Genomic DNA, 22823 nt, shown 5'->3' on the forward strand with positions numbered 1-22823 from the left:
CCTGCCAGGTTCGGTGCGCCGTTTCAGCTCTGGGTGCGGGTCCGCTCCCAACGGGTCAGCACCGTGCCGTCGTCGTCGAGCAGTGCGTGGCGCAGGCTCATCGCCGTCGGCAAGGCGTTGGGCGACACCGCGATTCGCCCGGCGGTGCCGCCGACCAGCAGCGGCGACACGGTCAGGCACAACTCGTCGACCGCATTCGCGCCGATCAGTTCGCCGAACAGCGACGGCCCGCCCTCGCACAGCACCCGCAACAGACCTCGTTCGCCCAGTACGCGGCGGATGTCGGCGGCGCTGACGGTGCTGTGGCCTGCCTCGATCACCTCGGCACCGGTATCGGCCAGCAGGCGTTTGTGTTCGGCGTCGGCGGTGACGGTGGTCAGCACGATGGGCAGGCGCTCGGTATCGGTGAACAACCGGCTCGCCGGATCCAGTGCCGCACTCGCGGTGACGACCGCGATCGGAGGAGGTGTGCCGTCGCGAGCGCCGCCGAGCCCGTGATGGTGCAGCCGCATGCGGCGGCGGGAGTCGGTGCGGGCACCGCCGTAGTTCTCCGACCGCACCGTTCCGGCCCCGACCACGATCACGTCGGCGAGATCACGCAGGATGGCGTACACGGTGGCATCCGCGGGCCGGCCGAGTGCGCCGGATCGGCCGTCGACGGTGGCCGCACCGTCGAGGCTGGCGATGAAGTTGGCCCGGATCCACGGGGTCTCGAGCGCCGCCGGGTAGGTGTATAGCTGAACCAGGTCGGTGATCTCACCCGCGCTGTCGGCGGTCGGTGCTGTGAACTGGATCGCATCGGGGACACGCTGCATAAGCTCCGATCTCACCACGTCAGTACGCTACGAGCGTGCAACAACGCCTCGTCGATCGCCATCCGGACGTTCCGGCCGATCAACTCATCGCCCAGATGGTGCCGCCGCCCACATTCGACGATGTCAGTTTCGCCTCCTACATTCCCGATCCGAAGGAGCCGAGCCAAGCCGCGGCCGTGCGCGCGGCGCAGGATTTCGCCGGGCGGGTCGGCAAGATCCACGCCGTGGCCGGTAAGAAATCGCTGTTCGGGAAGAAGAAGCAGGTCAGTGGTGCGGGTCTGTACCTCGACGGCGGTTTCGGCGTCGGCAAGACCCACCTGCTGGCCTCGATCTTCCACGCGTCTCCGGGCCGGAAATCCTTCGGCACCTTCGGTGAGGTGACCAATCTCGTGGGCGCGCTGGGTTTCACCAATGCGGTCGAGCGTCTCGGCGGCAACAGTGTGCTGTGCATCGACGAATTCGAACTCGACGATCCGGGCGACACCATGCTGGTGTCGCGGCTGCTCAGTGAGCTGACCGCGCGCGGCGTCTCGGTGGCGGCCACGTCCAATACGCTGCCCGATCAACTCGGCGAGGGCCGCTTCGCCGCACAGGACTTCCTGCGCGAGATCCGCAAGCTGGGTTCACTGTTCGAGACCATCCGCGTCGACGGCCCCGACTATCGTCACCGTGACCTTCCGCCCGCACCGGAACCCACCGATGCCGAGGTCCTGATCGAAAAGGCGGCGGCCACACCGAATTCCACCCTCGACGATTTCGACGCACTGCTCGATCACCTGAGCACGCTGCATCCGTCGAAGTACGGTTCGCTGATCGCCGGTGTCGCCGCGGTCTACATCTCTGCGGTGCACACCATCACCGATCAGGCTGTGGCGCTGCGCATGGTGGTCCTGGCGGACCGGCTCTACGACGCCGGTATCCCGGTGACGGTGTCCGGGACGTCGCTGGACAAGATCTTCTCCGAGGAGATGCTCGGCGGCGGGTACCGCAAGAAGTATCTGCGGGCGATCTCGCGACTGCTGGCGCTGTCGCGCTTCGAGGTACCGGCGGGCTGAGCGCGTTCCGTACGGCGTACCGTCGGGGGCGAGTCTCACCATGGACAACCGTCCAGTATCTCTGATCGGAGCTGACATGGCCCCTCGTCCGATTCGCCTCGCCGCCGCGGTCGCGGCCGGAGCCTTGATCGTGACCGGCCCGGCACTGGGTGTCGCGGTCGCCGCCGATCCGCCCGCCGCGACCTCGTCGGTCGCGGTGGACACCGCAGGCCGCTCATTGCCTCTGGCGAGTGTGCAGAACGCCCGGGACGTGGGTGGTTACCGCACCGGCGACGGCCGCGTGGTCAGGACCGGCCTGGTGTTCCGCAGCGCGGACCTGAGCAAACTGTCCGATGCCGATTCCGCCGCCCTGACCGCGCGGAGTCTGCGTACCGTCGCCGATCTGCGTACCGGTTACGAGCGGGCGCTGAGCCCGGACCGGATCCCGGCCGGGGCGCAGTTGCACGTCCACGATGTGATCGGCCAGGCGCCGCCGCAGGTCATGGCGTCGACCCTCAGTGCGGGCAACGATCTGTACCGCGGTTTCATCACCGCCCCGGGCGCGAGCGAAGCCTTCGCCGGTGTTTTGCACGACATCGTCGACGCCGACGGATCCGTGCTGTTCCACTGTTCGGCGGGTAAGGACCGCACCGGCTGGACCTCGGCCGTGCTGCTGACCATCCTGGGCGTGGACCGCGACACCGTGAACTACGACTTCCTGCTGTCGAACTATTACCGCAATGCCTCCGAGGGTGACCCGCTCGACGGGGTGGTGCTCTCGGCGCTGGATTCGGCCTTCGATCAGGTGGATCAGAGCTACGGGAGTTTCGGCAACTACGTCCACGACGGGCTGAAGCTCACCGATACCGATGTCGCCGCGTTGAAGGCGAAACTGCTGGCCTGAGTGGGGTTTTCGAAGATCGCGAGTGAGTCCGGCTGCGCGACAGCCGGATTCACAGCGTCAACCGCATCACGAAGTCGTGGCACAGTTGGTCGCCGACGGTGAAGGTCTTGGTGCCCACCTCGTGGAAGCCATGTTTGCGGTAGAAGCGCTGCGCGCGTTCGTTGAGCTGGTTGACCCCGAGCCACACCACCGAATATCCACCGCGGCGGGCATAGTCGATCGTCGCCTCCATCAGTGCCGCCGACACTCCGCTCCCGTGGTGGCCGGGCATCACGTACATCTTGCTGATCTCGAGGGCGGGCCGGCGATCGATCACCGCGGCGACCGCCGGATCCGCCGGATCGCCCGCGATCAGCATGGCGTAGCCGACGATGTCGCTACCGGCCATCGCCTTGAGAACCACGCGCCGCGGATCGCTCAGATAATCGCCGAAGCGCTCGTCGGACAGTACATCGGCGATGAAGGTCTCGATGCTCTCGTCGGTGAGTTCCGGCGGGCAGGCCAGAGGAAAGGTCGCCGCGGCGACGTCGCTGAGGGCCTCGGCATCCCAGAGCCCGGCCCGGTCGACGACGACTTCGTGCTCGCTCATGAGTCCAGTACAGCACGTCCGGTTTGGTTAGCGGCCTGTTCGCTGACGGGTGGACGCGGCCGGAAGAATCGGGCGGTCGCGATCAGTGCCGCGGCGAACAGCAGCGGTATGACGAACCCGGCACGCAGGCTGGCGACGGCGGCCACGGCCCCGACCACACCACCGCCGATCAGGGTGCCCGCGTAGTTGAACAGATTGAGGCGCGCGATCACCGCGTCCAGTCCGCTGCCGCCGGTCAGCCGGCCCGCCTCGCTGAAGCAGAGCGGGGCGATCACCGGCAGTCCCAGTCCCGCGACGAGGAATCCGGCCAGCGCCAGCACCGGCCCCGGCGCGGTGACCACCAGGACCAGCCCGGCCGCCCCGGTGGCCGCGGCCACCCGGACCACGGCGCGCGCGCCGAATCGGCGCACCCACCAGTCGCCGGTGAGCCGGGTGATCAGCGAGGCGCCCTGATAGGCGGCCAGCGCCAACGCCGCGGTCGCCGACGAGGACAGCAGATCGTCGGTCAGATACAGCGCCGACCAGTTGCCGACGGCCAGATCGATGGCGAACACCAGGGCCATCGCGATTCCGAGTGCCAGATACGCCCGCAGCGGCACCGCCGCCGCGCCCTGCGCATCGGTCCGGTCCGGCGCCGCCGAGTGCGCCTCGGCCTGTTCACGGCCGAGTAATCGCGGTCCGAACACGGCCGTGGCGATCGCGACGACCGCGGCGGCGATCGCCACCGCGTACGGCAGTGTGATCCCGGCCTTTTCGCACCCCGAGACGAACAGCGCGCCCAGAATCGACCCCGCGCTCCAGGCCGCGTAGAACGACGACAGCACGAATCGCCCGTACCCGTGCTGAATGAACACCGCCTGCATGTTCGTGCCCGCGTCGACCATGCCGACTGCCACGCCATAGCAACCGAGTGCGATCAGGTCGACCACGATATCGGGCGCCGCCGCGATGCCCAGTCCGGTCACCGCGATCAGAATCAGTCCCGCCCGCAGCGCCACCCGGCTCGACCACCGCAGCGCCACTCGCTCGGCGAGCAGGCTGCCACCCGCCGCGAGTCCGGAGATCATCACGACCGCGACGAGAATGACGGTGTCGGTGAGACCCAGCCGGTCACGCTGCTGGGGCAGCTCGGTGAGGATCACCGCGAGGAAGAACCCCTGCAGGGCGAACGCCACCGAATTCGCGGTCCGGGCGGCCCGGAGCGGGGCCGATACAGACATGTATCCGCGGTCGAACATCGGCCCAGCCTAATGGTTCCCGCCGCATTCGACACAGCTCGACGGTTTGGTCCGCCCGGCGGGTTCCGGTTCTGCCGCGTCCCGATCACGCCGGTGTCCGATCGTGCTGAATTCGCTGCTCGCCATGCGACATGATCACGCCGGGCTCCCGGTTGGATAACGAATCCGGTCACGGGTACGTGAAGCCCCCTGGCACGTACGGCACTCTTGAAGGAGCGGGTCGGACGGGCCCCGGGTGCACGGGTAGGGGAAGTGGTCGCGTGAGTACGACGGAACGGGCCGACACGAGGCGGCAGACGATGACGCTGGCTCCTCTGGAGACAGTGAAACTTCCTGTGGTCGAGCCGAATCCGCGCGGACACCAGGCAGGGGACCGGTGCCGCGAGCCCGGATGCGGCGATTGCCACTGGGATGTCCAGCGGCTCAAGTACTGGTTGCGTGGCCGGCTGCTGGCGGCCGGTGCCGACGATGCCGAAGTGGACAAGCCGCTGGGGGCGCAGACGCCCGGACTGTTGTGGCGGCGCGGGGACCGGTTGTGTGCGATCGAGGTGCGCAGCGCACCCGTTTCGCTGGCTCACGCCGGCAAACGCACCGCCCGGTTGAAGGCGGTGGGCTGTGACGAGGTGCTGTGGTTGTGCCCGACCGGATACTGGATCGGGCAGATACCCGCGCTCGGTGTCGACGATTTCGCCGCCGCCGGGTGTGAGTACCGGGCGTTGTCGGGCGGCCTGGTCATCGATTCCGACGGTATTCTTGCCCATCGGGAAACACCTTGGGATATAAGGAAATTCATTGACAGATGGGTCGTGGGCGAGCTGGCCTGCGGATATCTGGACGAGGACACGAGAGGGTGGGCGACGGTGAGCGATTGGGAGGCCCACACCCACGCGCAGGCGATGATGATCGCGCAGCAGCGCCAGGAGCTGCTCGATCAGCGCACCGAACTGGCCGTGGCGCGCAGAGCGACTCGGGATCGGGCCAAACACATCCACAAGCTCAATCACCGGCTGGAACGGGCCGAATCGGTCGTCACCGACCTGGACGCCGCCCGCCGCCGGCTGGCCGACCGCGATCGGCTCGAGGCGGGCCTGCGGGTGCGGATAGCCCGTCAGCGCGAGACGGTGCTGCACTGGCAGCTGCTGACATGTTTCGCGATGCTGGTGATCGTGACCTTCATCATCGCTGGGTTCATGCTGCGCTGAGCCTCAGGTGGCACCGAGCCGGAACGGGGCGCGGTCCCAGCGCCAGCCGTGGCGCAGGGTCAGCGCGATCAGATCCACCGGTTCCAGGCCGGTGTCCTCGACGCAGTCCCGGAATTCGCGCCATCCGATCGCGCCGTCGGCCAGCCGGTTGCGCAGGATGTTCTCCGAACGCGCGGAGACCTTGTGCTGCAGCAGATCCGGCTCGCCGAGACTGCTGCCGGTGAACACCAGCCAGCCCCAGCCACGGGCACGAGCCTCGGCGCGGGCGGCGTCGATCCGGACGCGGTGGGGGTGTAGACCGATCTGCCCCAGCGCGATCACATCGACGAGCAGCACCCGGCCGTCGGTGAGCCGGACCGCGACGGTGGGGCAGTAGGAGTCCGGTATGCCGTCCAGGTCGTAGTCGACGCCGAAGGGACGTTCGACGTAACCGGCGACCTGTTCGGCCTCGTCCAGAATCCGCAACAGCCGGGCCTGCAGCGCGGTGTCGAATGTCGTTTCCCGGCCGAGCTTTTCGGCGAACATCCGGCCGCGGGCGTCGTCGCCGGCGTCGACGGTGGTGATCGGCAGCTCGGGGAGCCCGGCCGGGTCGCTCTCCGGCCACGTCGCCCGCCGGAGCAGGGGAAGCAACTGTCCGGCAACAGGTTCGCCACCGCGGGGATGATCCGGATGCCAGCGGCCGCGCTGCTGCCAGCCGGCGATGCGCTGGAAGACGAATCCCGCCACCCGTTTGGCATCGATCAGCCCGTGCCCGGCCAGCCGGAGCTTCAGATAGGCCAGATCCTGCGCGGCGATATCGCTGTCGCTCACATAGGTTTCGATGAGCAGTGTGCGGATCAGGCTCTGATCGCCGGTGCCGACCGGGTACCGCTCGGCGAAGACCGAAGGATCGGGCGATCCGGTGGCCTGCACCCGCCGCAGCACCTGCCCGGCGGCCCGGGTGTAGAGCTGGCGGACCCGGTCTCGTGAGAGCTCGAGACGCGCACCGAGCAGTGTCAACGTCTCCGGTCGGATGCCCTGCAATCCCAGCCGCCGGGTGAGCAGTTCTCCGTCCCGGGGACGGTCCTCGGCCTGATCGGCCACCATCTCCGCCAGCGTGGCGGCCATCTGCTCGGAGGCGAAGGACATCCCGTCGCGCAGGTCGTCGAGCAGCCCGGCCTGAATCTCCTCGATCCGGTTGGTCGTCACCTCGAGCCTTTCGCCGTGTCGCACGTACCTTCGAAAGCCTATGCCCTCGTGCGGTTTCGGACGGTCAGGCGCGGGCGTGTCCACCGCGATGGGTTCGCTCAGCGGGCGGGTTCGGTGACGGCGACCGCGGCGGCGGGCCGAGAGCCGCGGTCCACCGCGCACAGGGTGATCACCGCGGCCACCACCCAGACGATCGCCGATCCGGCCCCGAGCAGGTGAATACGGCCGGGGAATCCCGTAGCCGACGGTGCGCCGGCGACGGCGCCGAATATCGCCACACCACAGGCGGTTCCGATCTGACGCGCGGTATTGGACACCCCGGTCGCGAGGCCGGACCGCTGTGCCGGCGTGGCCCGGACGGTGGCCGCCACGACCGAGGCGGTGATCAGTCCGGCGCCGCAGCCGAGCAGGGTGAAGGATCCCAGCAACAGGCCGATTCCGCCGGCCGCGGCCAGCCGGGTCAGCCCCGCCGAGCCGGCGGCGGCCAGGACGCACCCGGCCACGATCGCCGGCCGCGGGCCGTATCGCGCGGTGAGGCGCCCCGACACCGGCGCGAGAATCACCAGCGGCACCGCGAGCGGCACCACCGCGAGCCCCGCGGCGGCGGCCGACCGGCCCAGGGTGTCCTGCAGATACAACGTGCTCACGAACAGAATCCCGTTGACGATCAGGTTCATCAGCACGGCCACGACATTCGGTGCCAGGAATTCGCCGCGCCGCAACAGGTCCAGCGGCAGGAACGGATCGGCGCCGCGGCGCGCGCGGGCGACGGACACGGTGAGACCCGACACCGCGACCGCGCCGGCGGCGAGGATCCGCACCGGACCACCGTGATGACCCGCGGCGATGATGGCGAAGATCAGCGCGCTCAGCCCCACGACGAATCCGGCCAGACCGGGCACATCCACGCGACCACCGCGCCGCGCGGCATCCACCGGCACCACGAACCGGGCCGCGACCGCCGCGACGATCGTCAGCGGGACCGCGATCCAGAACACCGGCCGCCACCCGATATGCGTCACCAGCACGCCACCCAGCAGGGGACCGCACGGCAGCGCCAGCGAGGACACCGCCGCCCAGGTCCCCAGTGCCTTCGCCTGTTCCGCGCGCCCCGGGAACACCTCCACGATCACCGCCATCGTGCTGGGCAGCAACACGGCGCCACCCACCCCCTGGGCCACCCGCGCCCCGATGAGCACCTCGATGCCCGGAGCCAGCGCGCACGCGAGCGACGCGGCGCCGAACAGCGCGAAGCCGGTCAGCAGCATCCGGCGATGTCCGATCCGGTCGCCGAGCGTCCCGGCCGCGAGCAGTAGCCCGGCGATGGCCACCACATATCCGTCGACCACCCATTGCAGCTGCGCCACCGCTGCCCGCAACCCGTGCCCGATCGCGGGTAGCGCCACGTTGACTATGGTCACGTCGAGCAGTACCAGGAACATCCCGGCGCACATCACCGTCAGCACGAGGCCGCGGCCGGACGCGGTGGTCGGAGTAGCGATCATGAGGGCAGTGTCGGCCGGGAATGCTTCGGTGTGGACCGAAGTATCCGCCGGCATATTTCGGTGCGGGCCGAAGTGTCGTGGCGGGACACTGGTCCTGTGACCGACCACCGACCGCTCCACGGATACTCCGACATCGCCGCCGTCGGTGCCCTGCTGGCCGATGCGACCCGGGCACGGATGATGGTCGGCCTGGCCGACGGACGGGCACTGCCCGCCTCCGTGCTGGCCGCGGAAGCCGGAGTGGCGGCCTCCACGGCCAGTGAACATCTGACCCGCCTGGTCGAGGGCGGCCTGCTCAGCGTGCAGCGTTCGGGCCGGCACCGGTACTACCGCATCGCCAATGCGCAGGTGGGCGCCGCGATCGAAGCGCTGGCGGTACTCGCACCCACCCGTCCGGTCCGGTCGTTGCGGGAATCGACCCGGGCGGCGGCACTGCGCCGCGCACGCAGTTGTTACGACCACCTGGCCGGTCGGCTCGGCGTCGAGGTCACCGAAGCGCTCCTCGAACGTTCGGCCTTGACCAGGGTGGACGGTGTCACGGGAACTCAGCGCGCACACGGTGATCCGATGTCCGCGCCGCTCCCGCAACACCCCTATCGGCTGGGCCCGAATGCGGCATCCGTCTTCGGCGAGCTCGGAGTCGACCTCGACGCGGCCCGCGGTCAGCGCAGGCCGCTTCTGCGATTCTGCGTCGACTGGAGCGAACAGCGGCACCATCTCAGCGGTGCACTGGGCGCGGCGGTGCTGACGCGCATGGAATCCGCGGGCTGGGTCGACCGGCCCGGCACTCGCAGAACTCTGCGTGTGACCGATCGGGGAGCGCTGGTTCTGGACCGCGTGCTGGGCGTGGACCTGCCCGGCTAACGGTCCTCGAGCACCGCTTTCATCCGTTCGAGGGTGGTGGTCATGTCGTGGCGGTTGCGTCGGCCACGGGCCCACCCCAACACCGTCCAGTACATCCGCAGCGGCAGCGTCCCCGACAGTTCGAACGCTTCGGTGACATCGCTGCCGTCGTCCCGTGGTGCGATCCGGTACGACCACCGGTTGATGGTCTTTCCGCCGGGCCCGAGCACGGCGAAGGCGAATTCACGCTCCGGCTCGCAGACGACCACACGGCACGTCGTCCAATACACCGGACCGATCTCGTTGCGGCGGACGTGGCCCCGGAACTTCGCTCCGGCCTCGGGACCCTGTGCGTCACCGAGCCATTCGGCCTCGAACGTCTCCGGACTGAACTCGCCGATCCGGGTGACATCGCTGACGAGACCCCACACCTCGGCGGGTGTCGCCGACATCCGGACGGTGACCGAATCACGCACGATATCTCCTTGCGATCGCTGCACTTCGACGGTAACCGCCGACAAGACGCGCTGTGCCCGAAAAGCTACGGAAATACGAAAGCCCCGGTGTGAACCGGGGCTTTCGTGCCTATATGGTGCGCGATACTGGGATTGAACCAGTGACCTCTTCCGTGTCAGGGAAGCGCTCTCCCGCTGAGCTAATCGCGCGTGTTCGCCTACTAAGAGGCGGCGACGGGAATCGAACCCGTGTGCACGGCTTTGCAGGCCGTTGCCTCACCACTCGGCCACACCGCCAACCAAGGCCGGGTTGGCCTTCGAGCGGATGACGGGATTCGAACCCGCGACCCTCACCTTGGCAAGGTGATGCGCTACCAGCTGCGCTACATCCGCATGCAGCTTCTCCGGGGCCTTGCGGGCTCCTTCCGGCTGCGAGAGAGAACATTAGCCCACTACCTGTGCGCTCAACAAATCGGCTGGTAGATGGGGGTAAATGTGAATGACACGAGTGTTGTTCCGAGGCCTGTGCGACGAGGCGCATCGAGCCGGTGATCGCGCTCGTCTCCAAGAGAGCCCCGAAGGTCGCTCACCGCCCCGCCGCCGAATGTTCCCGCTACCCCGTCTCCGGCCCACACCTCGCCCGGGTTCGTATCCGACGAGAGGCCGAACCTGGGCCGCCTGTCGCATCCAGAGCTGACGCCCTTCTGGCAGCCCCTCGTCCACCCGAATCGCGGTCGCCGACAGCCGCTGCGCCCGTTCACGTTCCGTTCGTCGAGCCTCACGGAATTTCCCCAGCTCACACCCCGATTTGGTGTGACACGGGTGGTGCGTGTTAAGGTTCCTTCTCGTTCGGAACGGCACCTTCGCCGCCTCGAATCCCACGGTCCCATAGCTCAGTGGGAGAGCGCTCGCCTCACACGCGAGAGGTCGCTGGTTCGAAACCAGCTGGGACCACTTTTTATGTCCAGGTCAGCGACACTTTTTCTGGATTGCCGTTAGTTTCGTGCCAGATACGTGCCAGATCCCCTGAAGCGATATGCCGCATTGGGTGCGCTGGTTGAGATCTGCGATGGTCAGCCGAAGTGATATACGTCACAATGTTGTCAGCGGGGCTGTGCCTGCCGTTCCTCTGGATCTACCGAACGGGCCGCATTGCCGCATCGATGTCTTCCATGGCGATTCGTATCTGTGTCCGCCCCTGGACGTGTCGCCCCCGTCACCAGTTGCGCGGCTGCTGCGGCGGTTCCGTCATAGTGCGATGGGTCCGAGGTCGGCGGCGGTGCGCGCGAGCGCGCGGATGGCGGGGTTGTCGGCGGCGGTACTCCAGGCGAGGGCCCATTGCAGGCTGGGGGCATCGGGGAGGGGGAGGAAGACGATGCCGGGGGGATTGTTGTAGCGGGCGGCGATCTCGCCGAGCGGGTGCACGCAGTGTCCGGCCGCGACCAGGGCGAGTAGTTCGTGGAAGGTGCGGGCGGCCGGTCCGCGGGGGATGCGGCGGCCGAGCGGGGTGCGGGTGGGAACCATTGCGGTGATCCAGTATTCGGGCGCATTTGGGCCGAAGTCGACGACCCGGTTGTCGGCCAGATCCTCCAGGGACGCGGTGCCACGCTCGGCGAGCGGGTGATCGGCGGCCACTGCGAGCACACGGCCGCCGGTGAGCACGGTGGGCCCGACGGTGAGGTCGGGTTCCAGCACCGGCAGCCACAGCACATTGATATCGTGCTGCCCGCTGCGCAGGGCGCCGAACGGGTCGCTGCCGTTGATCTCCCGGAATTGGATGTCGCTGCCGGGGTGCCGAGTTCGGAACGCGTCGGCGAGCGGGCGCAGTTCGTGCCCGGCGTGGCCGAACACTCCGACCTGCAACGTTCGGCTCGCCCCGGGCCCCATGGCCTCGGCCCGGGCGAGCGCCTGCTGCAACAGATCCTGCACCTGTTGCAGGTCCTCGCGCAGCCGCCGACCGACCGGCGTGAGACCGACCTTGCGACTGGTGCGATCGAAGAGCGCTGTGCCGAGCCGCTTCTCCTGACGACTGATGGCCTGACTGACCCGGGCCTGAGAGACGCGCAGCCGCTCGGCGGTACGGCCGAAGTGCAATTCCTCGGCCAAGGTCAAGAAGATCTCGATGTCGCGTAGCTCCACAAATAACTCCAGCGTTATGGATCAGTCCACGAACCTTACCTTGTTCGACGTTTGACCTGCGGCAATGCTTTGGATACGGCCGGAGCACACGCCCGGCCGACAGATCGATAACCCAGGAGGGCACGGTGACCGACCTTGGAGCGATCGCCGATCGAGTCGAGATCGAGGCCCTGCGCGGCGAGCTCACCGATGCGGTGATGATGCGCGACTTCGACCGTGCGGCAGCACTGTTCACCCTGGACGGCGCGATGCGATGGCCGCACATCGACCAGGAGTTCGTCGGCCGCGCCGCGATCCGGGCCGGCATCGAACGGGGCCAGAGCCGGTGGGAGTTCTTCATCCAGAACGTCCACCCCGGCGTCATCCAGCTATACGGCGACACCGCGACCGGCCGGGCCCACATTCACGAGTTCGGCCGAATGCGCGACGGCAGTTCCCATTCGAACTTCGCCGTCTACCACGACCGCTACCAGCGCACCCCCGACGGCTGGAAGTTCAGCCAGCGGGTCTACGAGGTCCGTTACCTCGACACCACGCCCTTGCTGGGCATCACGAGTGCATGAACCATCAGCCGCTCAACCACTTCGAAGGAATCCTGATGAACACGTTCGACCTGCGCTCCGGCGCGTATGTCCTCGACACCACCGCCTGCGGGATCGGCTTCCGGGCCCGCCACGTCATCGGCCCTGCCGTGGTCGGCCGATTCGCTCAGTTCGACGGCAACGCAGACCTTTCCGGCGATCTGTCGCAGTGGCGGGTCGACGTGGCGATCCGGGCCGACAGCATCGACACCGGCAACCGGCAGCGCGACGAACTGCTGTGTGCGAAATTCTTGCGCACGCCGGACTATCCGACCATCGAATTCGTTTCCACCGCAGCGCGAGACGTCGGCGAATCGACCGTCGAGCTGGTCGGCGATCTGAGCATCCGAGGCATCACGAAATCGACCGCGGTGACCTTCCAGCGCCACGCCGCGGCCGACGGCCTGGTTCACATGACCGGCACCGCGGTGATCGATCGCCGTGACTGGCAGGTGAATTGGAATGCGGCGACAAAGGTCTCGATCGGCAAGACGGTCGCGCTGGAATTCGACATCACCGCCGCCCAACGGGCCTGACCCGCACAGACATCGAACCGTACCAACCATAAGGAGATCCAGATGAGCATGACGAGCGCGAATACGACCACGGTGCTGATCACCGGAGCCAACAAGGGGCTCGGCCTGGAAGCCGCCCGCCGGCTCGGTGTGCGCGGATGGACGGTCTTCCTCGGCTCCCGAGATGAATCCCGCGGCCGCGCGGCGGCCGAGGGGTTGATCGCCGAGGGCATCCATGCTGTCCCCGTAAGCCTCGATGTCACCTCCGACGAGTCGGTGGCGGCCGCGGAAAAGCTTGTTCGCCAACACACCGACTCTCTGGATGTGCTGATCAACAACGCGGGCACGCCGGGTCGGGGCACCGCGCCGGCCGAGGTGAGCATCGACGAGATCCACGCCGTGTACGACACCAACGTCTACGGACCGATCCGAGTCACCAACGCGCTCATTCCCCTGCTACGCGCCGCGGCGAACCCGCGAGTGGTCATGATCTCCAGCGCCGGAAGCTCTTTCAGCGTCGTCACCGATCCCGATCAACCCATCTCCCGCATCCACGAACTCGGCTACAGCTCGTCGAAAGCGGCGCTCAACATGGTCACCGTCCGCTACGCCCAGGCCCTGCCCGACATCAAATTCAACCTCGCCACCCCCGGCGAGATCGCCAATCGCAAGTTCGCCGCCACCGACATGAACAACAACACCGGCGCCCTGACAGTCACCGAGGGCACCGACTCCATCCTCGAACTGGCAACCCTCGACCCCGACGGACCAACCGGGACCTTCATCGACCGCCTCGGCCCCGTCGCCTGGTGAGGGAGTGTCGGGATAACGGCGGATCTGACCTCGGTCTGACCGGCTGAACCTGATGGTTCGGCAGGAAGGACCGACTGATGTCGGAGACACTCGAGTCCGTGGCGAACGACGCGGCGGACACCGAGAAACTGGCCGAGCAACCGCTGGCCCAGGCCAAAGAGTAAGGGATCGACCTGGTAGGGCCGGGCGGGCTGCTCAACCAGCTCACCAAAACCGTGCTCGAAAGCGCCCTCGACGCGGAGATGACCGAGCACGTCGGCTACGAGAAACACGACAGCGCCGGCCGCGGAACCAGCAACTCCCGCAACGGAACCCGATCCAAGACAGTGATCACCGAGATCGGGCCGGTCGAGATCGACGTGCCCCGAGACACGAACTCCTCGTTCGACCCGAAGATCGTCCGTAAGCGTCAGCGCCGCCTGACCGGTGTGGATGAGATCGTGCTGTCGCTGACAGCGAAAGGCCTGACCACAGGGGAGGTTTCGGCGCACTTCGCGCGATCGTCCTCACCGCGTGGCGGGCTGCGGGCCCGGTTGCGGGCCGGTGTTCAGCTGTTCGGGCAACACGGTGAAGTGGCGGACGAACCCGGACAGGACGGGCAGGTCCTTCGGTGTGGTCCACTCGCCGAGCAGGTCGCCGGTGACGGTGTCGCTGTAGAGATAGTGACCGTGCGTGGGTTCGTCGAGGTCGTAGGCATCCAGGTAGATCCGCCAACGGCCGTCGGGAAGCGGGATCACGCACTGTCCCTCGCGCGGTTGTCCCGGGCCCGGTCCGCCCCAGCGCGCCCAGTTCCCGGTCCGCGCGAACGTGTACGGGCCGACCAGGCGGTCGGCCACCGCGACCTCGACGTTCTTGGTCGATTCGTTCTTGACGAACGCGTAGTAGCGTCCCTGCGACAACGTGACCGTGGTGTCGATGTATCCGAGGCCGTCCGGTGCGGGAATGATGCCTGCCAGCGGTATGGGCGTGGTCCAATGCAGCCGGCTCAGCGATGAGGTGGTCGCGGTCATGACGCAGGGCCGGAAGACCGTGCCGTCGTTGATGTTCACCAGGACGCTGACCGTGCCGTCACGGTCGACGAACCATTTCGGCGCCCAGGTATGGGTGACCCCGCCGAACGGAATCGTGTACTCGTACAGGAACTCCCAGTGGATCCGGTCGTGGCTGCGAGCGAACCCGATGGTGTTGCCGTCCCATGCGGTCGTGTACGTCAGGTAGTACTCGCCGTCGAGGTGACGAAAGACGCTGGGGTCGCGGCACAAGCCCTTCTTGGTCGTGGGGGCCGCTGCTGGGGTGTCGGCGGGGTCGGCGTCCGCCGGACGGTAGGCGTCGGCCTGGACGAGCTGGAAATTCGTTGCGTCGGTGGATTCGTAGACCCACATATCGGTCTGGCTGGCGTTGGTGAACGCCGTCATCGTGTATCGGATCGGCGGAGCGGCGGCCGCTGCACGTCGGGATGCCACAACGCTCAACGGTACGCTCGCTGCCAGGGCGAGCATCGCTCTGCGGGACAGCCCGGTCGACGTCATATGCGGATTATTCAGCCCGTGAACGCTGAATGATCGCTGACACACCGCGCGTCGTGAGTAGGTCGATATGCCGCGGGGCTGCTGCACGATCGGGTGTCGGTGTCACCCCATCCTGTAGCAGCCCCGTCCGACACATTGATGACTGGCTTCACCGAGAGGTTGAGCGGTTGCAGGTACAGCCAAAGCCGATGTCTCCGAGCCGTTCCGCGCTGAGCTCGCCGCAGCGACGGCATCGGGTGTAGTGGGGGTCGCCAGGAAGGGACGGTGTGGTGAGAGGACCGAGATGGTCGAATCCATTTTCCTCGGCGAGAGCTTGGGCGGTCACTGAATCCCTTGCCTTGCAGTGACTCTCAGTGCGTTGGTTGCGTCGTCGACGGCGCCCGTCGGGTGCTGTGGATCAGCACTGTCCGGTATCGGGTTCCGTCGCGGAGTTGCCGGTTCCACGGCCGGCGCGCAACCGTCCGATGATGTGATCGGTGGTCACGACTTCCGTCATCGCGAATCCGATGATCTCTTCGGTGATGTCCTGCATACGCTGTGTGAAAGTGGCGGTCGCGTCGGAGACGAGGAATCCCCGATAGCCGAGATCGAACCCAGACGCCGCCGTCGCGAGGACACAGGCGTTGGTGGCCACGCCCGTATAGAGCACATTCTCGACGCCCATATTTCGGAGATGCACATCAAGGGAGGACGTGGTGAATCCGCCGGATCCGGTTTTGAGGATATCGAGGTCCGAGGGCTGCGGCTGGAGTTCATCGATCACGGCGCAAGCGGGGGACGCATCGTGTGCTTCCCAGAGCGGGAAGAGATCTCTGGTTGCCGGCGAGGCGTCGGCGTAGTCGGCGGCGAGGGATCCGATACGGAGGTACACGACGCGAGCACCAGCCGAACGTGCCGCGGGGAGCAGCCGTCGATGCGCGGGCAGAACGAGGGTCTTCAATCGGTCGACGAAATATGTCGTATCCAGACCCCGGGATTCGGTATCGGCGAGGAACCATCGGCCCGGGGTCACTTGGTGGTTGACCATGTCGATCACCACCACCGCGGTGCGTCGCGCGTCGATGGCCCCGGCTGCATCGGCTTTTCGATACCGGGGTGCGACTTCACCGCCCGGTTCCGGTGCATCGCGGCTATCCATACGGTGCTCCCTTCTTCGCCTGACCTGCTTGATGCCCGACCAGCACTCGTGCGGAAAGAGCGCGCCCGAAACCTGTGGGCCGGAGGGGCTTCCGCCGGTCGTGATGGCGCTCTGGGTGTGCTCGACTCAATCGAAATTATCTAATAGCTTTAGGTATTGTCAATGCTGTGGGTGAGTTCGATGGATTGGAGGCTCGTCTTGCCCGCCGGTAGACCGGCGGGGTTCTGCACGTTCTGGTGAACAACATTGGTGTCTCCCGAGATGATCTGCTGCACGAGGTGCCGACGCCGACCGGGACGCTGCTCGCGTGTCGGGTGGGGCTCGCCGTTCGTCGAGATGCGGTGGAACGGTCCGGCCGAGGGGCTGTGCGGGCGCCGTCCGGGGAGATCATGACGGGGGGTGGAGCGCTCGGTGGGCGCAGGGCGCATTGTGCGGAGATCGGTTGCGGCACAGCCATGCTGGGACACTTTTCTGCTCAGCGGTCCAGGGCGGGCACCGTGACGGTGGTGCGTAGCAGCTTCGTGCTGCGGCGGAAGGCCCATACGACGACGAGTGCGGCCAGCACGGTCAGCGGGGTGCCCATCGCGACGCGGGCGGTGCCCAGTCCGCCGGTGCTCTCGGTGACGTAGAGCCACTGCTGGACGATGAACCGGGCGCCGAACACCAGGGCCGCCGCGAGGGTGGCGATATCGTGGGCCCGCAGAACGGCCCGGTGGGCGCGCCAGGGGTGCTCGCCGCCGTGGACGGCGTTCCAGACGACCCCGGTCAGCGGCCGCCGCGCCAGCACCGAGCCGAAGGTCAGTACGAACCCGGCGAGTGAAACCCAGATCCCCAGTACGAAGAAGTCCCGCGCGGAACCGGTCCACGCCACCACGCCGGCGGCTACCGCCACCCCGGCGAGGCTGCCGATCGTGGAGGCGATCCGCTCACCGCGCGCCAGCCGGAACACGAACAGCGCCAGGCCGGTCGCGATGGAGACGCCGATCGTCACGGGCAGGGACAACACCGCGTTGGCCGCGACGAACACGACCACCGGCACGGTGGAATAGACGAAGCCCAGCGGGCCACCCAGCTGGTCGAGCACACTCTGCTTGCCGTTGCCGGGGCGCTCCGGGGTAGAGCTCATCGGTCCTCCAAGGGTCGTCGGATGCCTGCCATCGAGGAAAAGGTGTGCCGTTGCGGCACACTCAAGTCGAAGCGGGCTTTTTGTGCTCCAGATCACTCCGAGCTGCCCGGCCCCGGTGCGGTCGAATGTCGGCCGAGGACGCGGTTCGAGCTGGTGAGCGCCTCAGGTGACCTGAGTTCGGCAGGGGCGGATGCGTCCACGGGCTCGTCCTCGCCGAAGGGGGAGCGCCCCGCCACGACCCACGCGCTTGACTGTGCCGGTGCGGCACGGTTCAGGCTGTTGGTACGGGCCGCCGCACTCGCGCCCGGCCGATCCGCATTCCGAGGAGCCGATCATGACGTGGAGTACCCGCCAGCTCGCCGAACTCGCCGGCACCACCGTGCGAGCAGTGCGGCACTATCACGACATCGGCCTGCTCGACGAGCCCGAGCGGGGATCCAACGGCTACAAGCACTACGGCGTATCCCATCTGCTGCGCGTCCTGCGGGTCAAGCGCCTGGCCGCTCTCGGAATTCCGCTGTCGCAGATCGCCACCATGGGTGATGAAGACCAGTACCCACGCGAGGCGCTCCAGACGCTGGACGCGGAGCTGGCCTCGACCATCGATCGCCTGCAACGTATTCGCGTCGAGCTCGCACTCATCATGAAAAATGACGTACACACCGACCTCCCGCCCGAACTGGGCGGGGCTGTCGCCGGGCTGTCGGAGGCCGACCGTTCCTACACGATGATTCTCAACAGTGTGCTGGGCCCCGCGGGGCTCGACGCCTTGCGTCAGACGTTGAACGCCCCGCCGGACAGCGCCGAATTCGACAGTCTGCCGGAGGACGCCGATGAGCGGACCCGGGCGGAGCTGGCCGAGCGAATGACCCCGATCGTCCGCGAGCTCTATGCCGAACACCCAGCTCTCGGCAAGGTCGACGACTCACCGGTCGGTCCCGAGCGGGCTGCGCAGGCACTGGCGGTGGCGCTGAAGGACCTCTACAACAAGGCCCAGCTCGACGTTCTGTTCCGCGTGAACCAGCAACTCGACGTACCGGCCCCGGACTGAGTACGCCGGGTTTCGCGATGCCACCCGCGGAGGTCGGCTTCGGAGGCCGCCCGGCAGTGCGACCTCCGAAGGCCGACCTCGATGACGGCCGTGCGCAAATGCCGGGCCAAGTCGCGGGGCAGTGGCACGAAGGATCTGCGGGGCGACGGGACCGTGGCGGACGGTCGCGCACTCGGTTGTCGCGGATGACGATCGCGCCGGTGTCGAGCACGGTGCGTACGAGTTCGGCGGCCGGACCGGGGGAGGTGTTGCGGGGCAACAGAATTGCCGGCCCGAGCCGGGAGACGACGCGGGTGAGCGGTGGCAGGAACAGCGATGCCGAACACGTCCGGATCACTTACCGGAGTCCGCCGGTCGCGGTGTCAGCCGTAGAGGCGGATGAAGTCCTGGGTCGGGTCGACGGCGGGCACCGTGTAGCTCGCAGAATTCCCGTCGATGTCGGTTTCCTCGACATAGCGGGCGGGTTCGGCGGGCAGGTGGCGCCAGCGCGCGCGTGGATCGCCGACCTGGTCTCGGTGACTGTCCGACATGATGTCCCCCTTACAGAATCGTGTCACCACATGCTACCCGGAGTTGCGCGCCCGGCGCGGTGTGCGGTGCGGTGAAGGCCACGTCGATCCGGAGGTGCCAGGTCGGGTGGCACCGATGTTCGCGGTCACGGCGAACAGGACGTCACGCATCATCTCCCGAGCTGGCGGTGCGCGACCGGGCCGGTCGGGTCGACGCGCCACCTCGGGGACGGATGTGTTGCCTCCCTGTCGGCGGGGTTCGGCTCAGAATTCGTCGGTGGGGCGGTAGACCTGCAGCGTGCCGGGCATCCCGGTGAACTCGAAACTCGTACTCCGGCTGTCGACTTCGCCGTCGGTCGCCAGTGAGATCGGGGCCCCGTGGACCCGCACTCCGAGTGTGTCCGCGCGTCGCTGCACGTAGGTCGGCGAGTCCCGCAGCGTGCCGGTGATCGAAGCCCAGATCAGCCTGCCGCGAGAGAATCGCCGGTCCGCGCGCAGATAGCGGATGTCCAGACCGGCTTCGTGCAGGTCGGTGCGGGCGGTCGGGACCTGGTCGCTCGGGCGGTAGGCCCCGTTGCCCACGAACAACATCCACACCGTCGCCGATTCGCCGTCGATGGTGGTGTGCAGCGGCTGTGCGCGCATCAGGACGCGGACCATCGCCACCGCGGCGGCCGGCCATTTGCCGATGCGATGCTCCCAGCGTTCGCGGTAGCGCACGAAATCCGGATAACCACCCAGACTCGCGGTATTGATCACCGTGCGTTCGCTGCCGTCGTCCAGGCGTACCCGCGCGGTGTCGGCACAGGCGACCCGGCCGGAGACCAGGGCCCGCACGGTGGCGGCGATATCGTCGGATCCGATATCGCGGGCGAAGTGGTTGAGTGTGCCGCCGGGGAATACCGCCAGCGGGAGCTTGTGGTGCACAGCGGCTTCCGCGACCGCCGACACGGTGCCGTCGCCGCCGAGGACGCCGAGCGCCTGCACCGAGTCGTCGCGCATGCGCGCATCGATCTCGGCGTCGAGATCGATGTCGTTGCCGAGTCGCAGTATCTGCGCGGCGGGCAGCCGGGCGGCGAGGTCTGTGAGCAGCCCCGCGCCATCGCCGCCGCCGGAGTTCGGATTGGCCACCAGCAGCAGTCCGGCACCGCCGACCAGCGGTTCGACTTGCTGCGCCGAGCCGACCGCGGCGGGCTCGTCGAGCCGTACCGCCCACCACCGCCTGGTGCCGACGGCCACCGCCGCTCCGAGCGCGGCGCCGGCGACCACATCGGTGGGCCAGTGCACGCCGACATGCACTCGTGAGTATCCGACCGCCGCGGCCACCGGGACCACGGCCAATGCCAGCGCCGGGGACTCCAGTGCGACCCCGGTGACGAAGGCCGCCGCCGAGGCGGCGTGCCCGGACGGGAAGGACGACGACACCGGGGGTGAGACCAGACGGCGCATCAGCGGCACCGCTTCGGCCGGGGGTCGGCGGCGCGGAAACAGCGGCTTGGCAACACCATTGGCGATCGCGCTCGCCAGTCCGGTCGCGACGAGCCCACGCACACCGGCGCGCCGCTGGGCGCCGGTGCCGAATACGATCACACCCACACCCGCGGCGATCCAGAGTCGATTGGCATTGGCGGCGAGGCTGAGTGAGCGCAATGCGGAATCCGCCGCGCTCGGGCGCACACGCGCACTGTGATCGACGAGCCGACGATCCATCGCGTTGATTCCGTGGATCCGACGAGGTGACAGTCGAGGTCTACGCACCTCGGAAGCCTACCGGGACGAATCCCGCGCTGTTCGTGACCTGCTCGACCGCCGGCAATGCCTCGGGCAGCTCGGTGAATCCCCGCTCGCCACCACGGCACCCGGAACGCTCCGGCAGGGCGAGCCGGAACCGCATAGGCTGAGGTCGGAAGAGTTGCGCCGATCGCCGACCGGATCGGCACCCGGTGGGAGTCGAAGCGCGGGAACGCCGGCTCGGTCTCGGGCCGTCTGCGATCGTCCGCCGCGGGCCGATCCGGCCGTGGGCGATGAGCTCGACATGTGGAGTGCACCGCGTCATCGACCTCCTGGAGGCAGCAATGACCGACAGCCGATCAACATCGAACACCCGGCGCCGGATTGTGATCACCGGCGCGAGCGACGGTATCGGGGCGGTGACCGCGCGGGCACTGGCCTCGCCCGATGTCGATCTCGTCATCGTCGGCAGATCGGCGGCCAAGCTCGCGGCCGTGACCGCCGATACCGGAGCGACCGCGTTCACGGCCGATTACGCCGCTCTCGACGAGGTACGCGCGCTCGCCGAGCAGATCGGCGAACACACCCGCACGATCGATGTGCTGCTCAACAACGCGGGTGGCCTGTTCGATCCGCGACAACGCACCGCCGACGGGCACGAACCGAACTTCCAGATCAACCATCTCGCCCCGTTCCTGCTGACCAATCTGCTGCACGATCGGCTCACCGCCGCGGCGGGTGCGCTCGTACTGAACACCGCGAGCATCGGCAACCTCGTCGGGCACGTCGACATTTCCGATCTGGATTTCCGGCGGCGTCGTGCGTTCGGCTGGCGCGCCTACGGGTCGAGCAAGCTGATGAACATCATGTTCACCCGTGGTATCGCCCAGCGCTGGTCGGCCGACGGAATCGTGTCGGCCGCAGTGCATCCGGGCCCGGTGGCGTCGAGTTTCGGCCGGGATTCGCGTGTTGTCGGCCTGCTGTACCGGACCCCGCTGCGGCACGTCGGCACCATCACGCCCGAGCGCGGCGCCGAACCACTGATCGAGCTGGCCGGGCGCGGCGCGGATGCGGAGATCGACGGCGTCTACTTCCACCGGCACCGCGCACGAGGCCCCGAGTCGCCACAGGCGCACAATCGTCGCCTCATCGATGAATTGTGGTCTGCCTCAGCCGATCTCGTCGGTATCGGCTGACTCTGTGCTCCCGCTCGATCCGCGCATCGAGGGAGCGGCGTTTCTATCCCTTTACCGCGATATGCGCATCTGTGCATGTCTGTCCGAGTTTCGCTCCTGCGCCGAGGGAGAAGCCACCGACGAAAGAGCAGCCAGGAGGGGTGATCGGCGCACCTGCCGCTGACCGGCGCGGCGCGGCTCAGTGCTGGTGTGCCTCGGCCAGGGACTTCAGGTTCAGCAACTGCCGCCGAGCCATGATCAGATCGCCGACCGACACCCAGGGGGCCACCCAGCGGCTGGTGTCCATGACCGCCTTGAGCAACAGCCGGGTCGTGTTGTCATCGCGGGGTAGCAGGACGTAGGACATGAAGGCGCCGATGATGGTGGCGGTCAATTGCTCGCCCGGGGTCACCGAGACGATTCGCCCCAGCTTGCGGCCGCCTGCGGTGGTGAAACTCTCACCGACGCGAGGCTCCGGCAGGTGTGCCGGCTCGCGAGGTGAGCGGCGGCCGAGGTTGTCGATCCAGTCGTATGAATATGGCGCGAGCCTTATTTGGGCGACCCAGGGCCAGACCGCCTCGGCGGGCGCCCGGACGGTCACACCCCGCCATGCCTGTAGTGCGGATGAGGTGACGAAGTCGTCGCACGGGTAGGGGTGTGAGACCTCGTCGTCGCTCACTCCCCAGCGGTCACCGATCATTGCTCCATCCTCCACCCGTATCGGCGTTGGCCGGGTCGGGTGT

At 67.7% G+C, this 22823-nt stretch carries 22 protein-coding genes, 4 tRNA genes and 1 pseudogene; 11 read left to right on the forward strand and 16 right to left on the reverse strand.

From position 1 onward, the window contains the following. Positions 1-23 precede the first annotated feature (23 nt). Positions 24-815: a pyrimidine reductase family protein gene (locus AB0L57_RS26160; protein WP_364967364.1), complete on the reverse strand. Its 792-nt coding sequence runs from the start codon at positions 813-815 to the stop codon at positions 24-26. A 35-nt stretch (positions 816-850) separates the two neighbouring features. On the opposite strand from AB0L57_RS26160, the gene zapE reads away from it, so the two are divergent. Both zapE and AB0L57_RS26170 read left to right on the forward strand, forming a co-directional pair. After that, positions 851-1870 carry a cell division protein ZapE gene (gene zapE, locus AB0L57_RS26165; protein WP_364967283.1) on the forward strand — a complete coding sequence of 340 codons (1020 nt, stop codon included), beginning with the start codon at positions 851-853 and terminating at the stop codon, positions 1868-1870. A 76-nt stretch (positions 1871-1946) separates the two neighbouring features. Then, positions 1947-2753, forward strand: coding sequence for a tyrosine-protein phosphatase (locus AB0L57_RS26170; RefSeq protein ID WP_364967286.1), 807 nt, complete (start codon positions 1947-1949; stop codon positions 2751-2753). Positions 2754-2802: 49 nt separating this feature from the next. Here the strand turns inward: AB0L57_RS26170 and AB0L57_RS26175 are convergent, their stop codons facing one another. Together AB0L57_RS26175 and AB0L57_RS26180 are read right to left on the reverse strand one after the other, a co-directional pair. Then, positions 2803-3342: a GNAT family N-acetyltransferase gene (locus tag AB0L57_RS26175; RefSeq protein WP_364967289.1), complete on the reverse strand. Its 540-nt coding sequence runs from the start codon at positions 3340-3342 to the stop codon at positions 2803-2805. Next, on the reverse strand, positions 3339-4580 hold the full coding sequence (locus tag AB0L57_RS26180) for an MFS transporter (protein ID WP_364967292.1): 1242 nt from the start codon (positions 4578-4580) through the stop codon (positions 3339-3341). Before AB0L57_RS26180 ends, AB0L57_RS26175 begins: the two co-directional genes overlap by 4 nt. A gap of 299 nt (positions 4581-4879) precedes the next feature. Here AB0L57_RS26180 and AB0L57_RS26185 point away from each other — a divergent pair, with 299 nt between their 5' ends. Continuing rightward, positions 4880-5782 carry a hypothetical protein gene (locus AB0L57_RS26185; RefSeq protein ID WP_364967294.1) on the forward strand — a complete coding sequence of 301 codons (903 nt, stop codon included), beginning with the start codon at positions 4880-4882 and terminating at the stop codon, positions 5780-5782. 3 nt (positions 5783-5785) lie between these two features. Here the strand turns inward: AB0L57_RS26185 and AB0L57_RS26190 are convergent, their stop codons facing one another. Further along, a complete protein-coding gene (locus AB0L57_RS26190) occupies positions 5786-6970 on the reverse strand; it encodes a hypothetical protein (RefSeq protein ID WP_364967296.1) in 1185 nt (394 codons plus the stop codon). A gap of 98 nt (positions 6971-7068) precedes the next feature. Beyond that, positions 7069-8475, reverse strand: a complete 1407-nt coding sequence (locus AB0L57_RS26195; protein WP_364967298.1) for an MFS transporter — start codon at positions 8473-8475, stop codon at positions 7069-7071. Between the two features lie 96 nt (positions 8476-8571). On the opposite strand from AB0L57_RS26195, the gene AB0L57_RS26200 reads away from it, so the two are divergent. Further along, the gene (locus AB0L57_RS26200) at positions 8572-9339 is read left to right on the forward strand and encodes a helix-turn-helix domain-containing protein (protein WP_364967300.1); all 768 of its coding nucleotides are present in this window, start codon (positions 8572-8574) and stop codon (positions 9337-9339) included. Here the strand turns inward: AB0L57_RS26200 and AB0L57_RS26205 are convergent. From AB0L57_RS26205 to AB0L57_RS26220, 4 genes are all read right to left on the reverse strand, one after another. Next, a complete protein-coding gene (locus AB0L57_RS26205; protein WP_364967303.1) occupies positions 9336-9794 on the reverse strand; it encodes an SRPBCC family protein in 459 nt (152 codons plus the stop codon). The genes AB0L57_RS26200 and AB0L57_RS26205 overlap by 4 nt on opposite strands. Positions 9795-9908: 114 nt before the next feature. Then, a tRNA-Val gene (locus tag AB0L57_RS26210) sits at positions 9909-9983 on the reverse strand. Between the two features lie 16 nt (positions 9984-9999). Next, positions 10000-10070: transfer RNA gene (locus AB0L57_RS26215), tRNA-Cys, on the reverse strand. Between the two features lie 23 nt (positions 10071-10093). After that, positions 10094-10166: transfer RNA gene (locus AB0L57_RS26220), tRNA-Gly, on the reverse strand. A 489-nt stretch (positions 10167-10655) separates the two neighbouring features. Here AB0L57_RS26220 and AB0L57_RS26225 point away from each other — a divergent pair. Continuing rightward, positions 10656-10727 (forward strand) — tRNA-Val (locus tag AB0L57_RS26225). Between the two features lie 294 nt (positions 10728-11021). On the opposite strand, the gene AB0L57_RS26230 is transcribed toward AB0L57_RS26225, so the two are convergent. Beyond that, positions 11022-11912 (reverse strand): LysR substrate-binding domain-containing protein, encoded by an 891-nt coding sequence (locus AB0L57_RS26230; RefSeq protein ID WP_364967306.1) that lies wholly within the window; start codon positions 11910-11912, stop codon positions 11022-11024. Positions 11913-12037: 125 nt separating this feature from the next. On the opposite strand from AB0L57_RS26230, the gene AB0L57_RS26235 reads away from it, so the two are divergent. From AB0L57_RS26235 to AB0L57_RS26250, 4 genes and pseudogenes are all read left to right on the forward strand, one after another. Then, a complete protein-coding gene (locus tag AB0L57_RS26235; protein WP_364967308.1) occupies positions 12038-12475 on the forward strand; it encodes a nuclear transport factor 2 family protein in 438 nt (145 codons plus the stop codon). Between the two features lie 35 nt (positions 12476-12510). Further along, the gene (locus tag AB0L57_RS26240; RefSeq protein ID WP_364967311.1) at positions 12511-13029 is read left to right on the forward strand and encodes a YceI family protein; all 519 of its coding nucleotides are present in this window, start codon (positions 12511-12513) and stop codon (positions 13027-13029) included. 42 nt (positions 13030-13071) lie between these two features. Continuing rightward, the gene (locus AB0L57_RS26245; protein ID WP_364967314.1) at positions 13072-13821 is read left to right on the forward strand and encodes an SDR family NAD(P)-dependent oxidoreductase; all 750 of its coding nucleotides are present in this window, start codon (positions 13072-13074) and stop codon (positions 13819-13821) included. A 77-nt stretch (positions 13822-13898) separates the two neighbouring features. Next, positions 13899-14318 (forward strand): annotated as a pseudogene (locus AB0L57_RS26250) (transposase); the annotation flags it as partial. Positions 14319-14327: 9 nt separating this feature from the next. On the opposite strand, the gene AB0L57_RS26255 reads toward AB0L57_RS26250, so the two are convergent. The 3 genes from AB0L57_RS26255 to AB0L57_RS26265 form a co-directional block, all read right to left on the reverse strand. Further along, entirely contained in the window at positions 14328-15284 is a 957-nt protein-coding gene (locus tag AB0L57_RS26255; RefSeq protein ID WP_364967316.1) for a glycoside hydrolase, read from the reverse strand. Between the two features lie 463 nt (positions 15285-15747). Further along, positions 15748-16488 carry an isochorismatase family cysteine hydrolase gene (locus tag AB0L57_RS26260; protein WP_364967319.1) on the reverse strand — a complete coding sequence of 247 codons (741 nt, stop codon included), beginning with the start codon at positions 16486-16488 and terminating at the stop codon, positions 15748-15750. A gap of 475 nt (positions 16489-16963) precedes the next feature. Continuing rightward, complete coding sequence (locus tag AB0L57_RS26265) at positions 16964-17614, reverse strand: DUF3159 domain-containing protein (protein ID WP_364967321.1); 651 nt, start codon at positions 17612-17614, stop codon at positions 16964-16966. A 334-nt stretch (positions 17615-17948) separates the two neighbouring features. On the opposite strand from AB0L57_RS26265, the gene AB0L57_RS26270 reads away from it, so the two are divergent. Continuing rightward, the gene (locus tag AB0L57_RS26270; RefSeq protein ID WP_364967324.1) at positions 17949-18665 is read left to right on the forward strand and encodes a MerR family transcriptional regulator; all 717 of its coding nucleotides are present in this window, start codon (positions 17949-17951) and stop codon (positions 18663-18665) included. A gap of 362 nt (positions 18666-19027) precedes the next feature. Here AB0L57_RS26270 and AB0L57_RS26275 read toward each other — a convergent pair whose 3' ends face one another. Both AB0L57_RS26275 and AB0L57_RS26280 read right to left on the reverse strand, forming a co-directional pair. Then, complete coding sequence (locus tag AB0L57_RS26275) at positions 19028-19195, reverse strand: hypothetical protein (protein WP_364967327.1); 168 nt, start codon at positions 19193-19195, stop codon at positions 19028-19030. Positions 19196-19438: 243 nt separating this feature from the next. Next, a complete protein-coding gene (locus tag AB0L57_RS26280) occupies positions 19439-20884 on the reverse strand; it encodes a phosphatase PAP2 family protein (RefSeq protein ID WP_364967330.1) in 1446 nt (481 codons plus the stop codon). Between the two features lie 365 nt (positions 20885-21249). Here AB0L57_RS26280 and AB0L57_RS26285 point away from each other — a divergent pair, with 365 nt between their 5' ends. After that, positions 21250-22101 (forward strand): SDR family NAD(P)-dependent oxidoreductase, encoded by an 852-nt coding sequence (locus AB0L57_RS26285; RefSeq protein WP_364967332.1) that lies wholly within the window; start codon positions 21250-21252, stop codon positions 22099-22101. A gap of 178 nt (positions 22102-22279) precedes the next feature. Here AB0L57_RS26285 and AB0L57_RS26290 read toward each other — a convergent pair whose 3' ends face one another. Next, complete coding sequence (locus AB0L57_RS26290; protein ID WP_364967335.1) at positions 22280-22780, reverse strand: polyketide cyclase; 501 nt, start codon at positions 22778-22780, stop codon at positions 22280-22282. Between the last annotated feature and the right edge of the window lie 43 nt (positions 22781-22823).

Source organism: Nocardia sp. NPDC052254, assembly GCF_040679495.1.
Taxonomy (GTDB): Bacteria; Actinomycetota; Actinomycetes; order Mycobacteriales; family Mycobacteriaceae; genus Nocardia.

Excerpts from the sequence above, each read along its gene's own strand:
- AB0L57_RS26160 (WP_364967364.1), bottom strand. The coding sequence starts at position 815 with ATGCAGCGTGTCCCCGATGCGATCCAGTTCACAGCACCGACCGCCGAC.
- AB0L57_RS26170 (WP_364967286.1), top strand. The coding sequence starts at position 1,947 with ATGGCCCCTCGTCCGATTCGCCTCGCCGCCGCGGTCGCGGCCGGAGCC.
- AB0L57_RS26175 (WP_364967289.1), bottom strand. The coding sequence starts at position 3,342 with ATGAGCGAGCACGAAGTCGTCGTCGACCGGGCCGGGCTCTGGGATGCC.
- AB0L57_RS26180 (WP_364967292.1), bottom strand. The coding sequence starts at position 4,580 with ATGTTCGACCGCGGATACATGTCTGTATCGGCCCCGCTCCGGGCCGCC.
- AB0L57_RS26185 (WP_364967294.1), top strand. The coding sequence starts at position 4,880 with ATGACGCTGGCTCCTCTGGAGACAGTGAAACTTCCTGTGGTCGAGCCG.
- AB0L57_RS26195 (WP_364967298.1), bottom strand. The coding sequence starts at position 8,475 with ATGATCGCTACTCCGACCACCGCGTCCGGCCGCGGCCTCGTGCTGACG.
- AB0L57_RS26240 (WP_364967311.1), top strand. The coding sequence starts at position 12,511 with ATGAACACGTTCGACCTGCGCTCCGGCGCGTATGTCCTCGACACCACC.
- AB0L57_RS26245 (WP_364967314.1), top strand. The coding sequence starts at position 13,072 with ATGAGCATGACGAGCGCGAATACGACCACGGTGCTGATCACCGGAGCC.
- AB0L57_RS26260 (WP_364967319.1), bottom strand. The coding sequence starts at position 16,488 with ATGGATAGCCGCGATGCACCGGAACCGGGCGGTGAAGTCGCACCCCGG.
- AB0L57_RS26265 (WP_364967321.1), bottom strand. The coding sequence starts at position 17,614 with ATGAGCTCTACCCCGGAGCGCCCCGGCAACGGCAAGCAGAGTGTGCTC.
- AB0L57_RS26270 (WP_364967324.1), top strand. The coding sequence starts at position 17,949 with ATGACGTGGAGTACCCGCCAGCTCGCCGAACTCGCCGGCACCACCGTG.
- AB0L57_RS26275 (WP_364967327.1), bottom strand. The coding sequence starts at position 19,195 with ATGTCGGACAGTCACCGAGACCAGGTCGGCGATCCACGCGCGCGCTGG.
- AB0L57_RS26280 (WP_364967330.1), bottom strand. The coding sequence starts at position 20,884 with ATGGATCGTCGGCTCGTCGATCACAGTGCGCGTGTGCGCCCGAGCGCG.
- AB0L57_RS26285 (WP_364967332.1), top strand. The coding sequence starts at position 21,250 with ATGACCGACAGCCGATCAACATCGAACACCCGGCGCCGGATTGTGATC.
- AB0L57_RS26290 (WP_364967335.1), bottom strand. The coding sequence starts at position 22,780 with ATGATCGGTGACCGCTGGGGAGTGAGCGACGACGAGGTCTCACACCCC.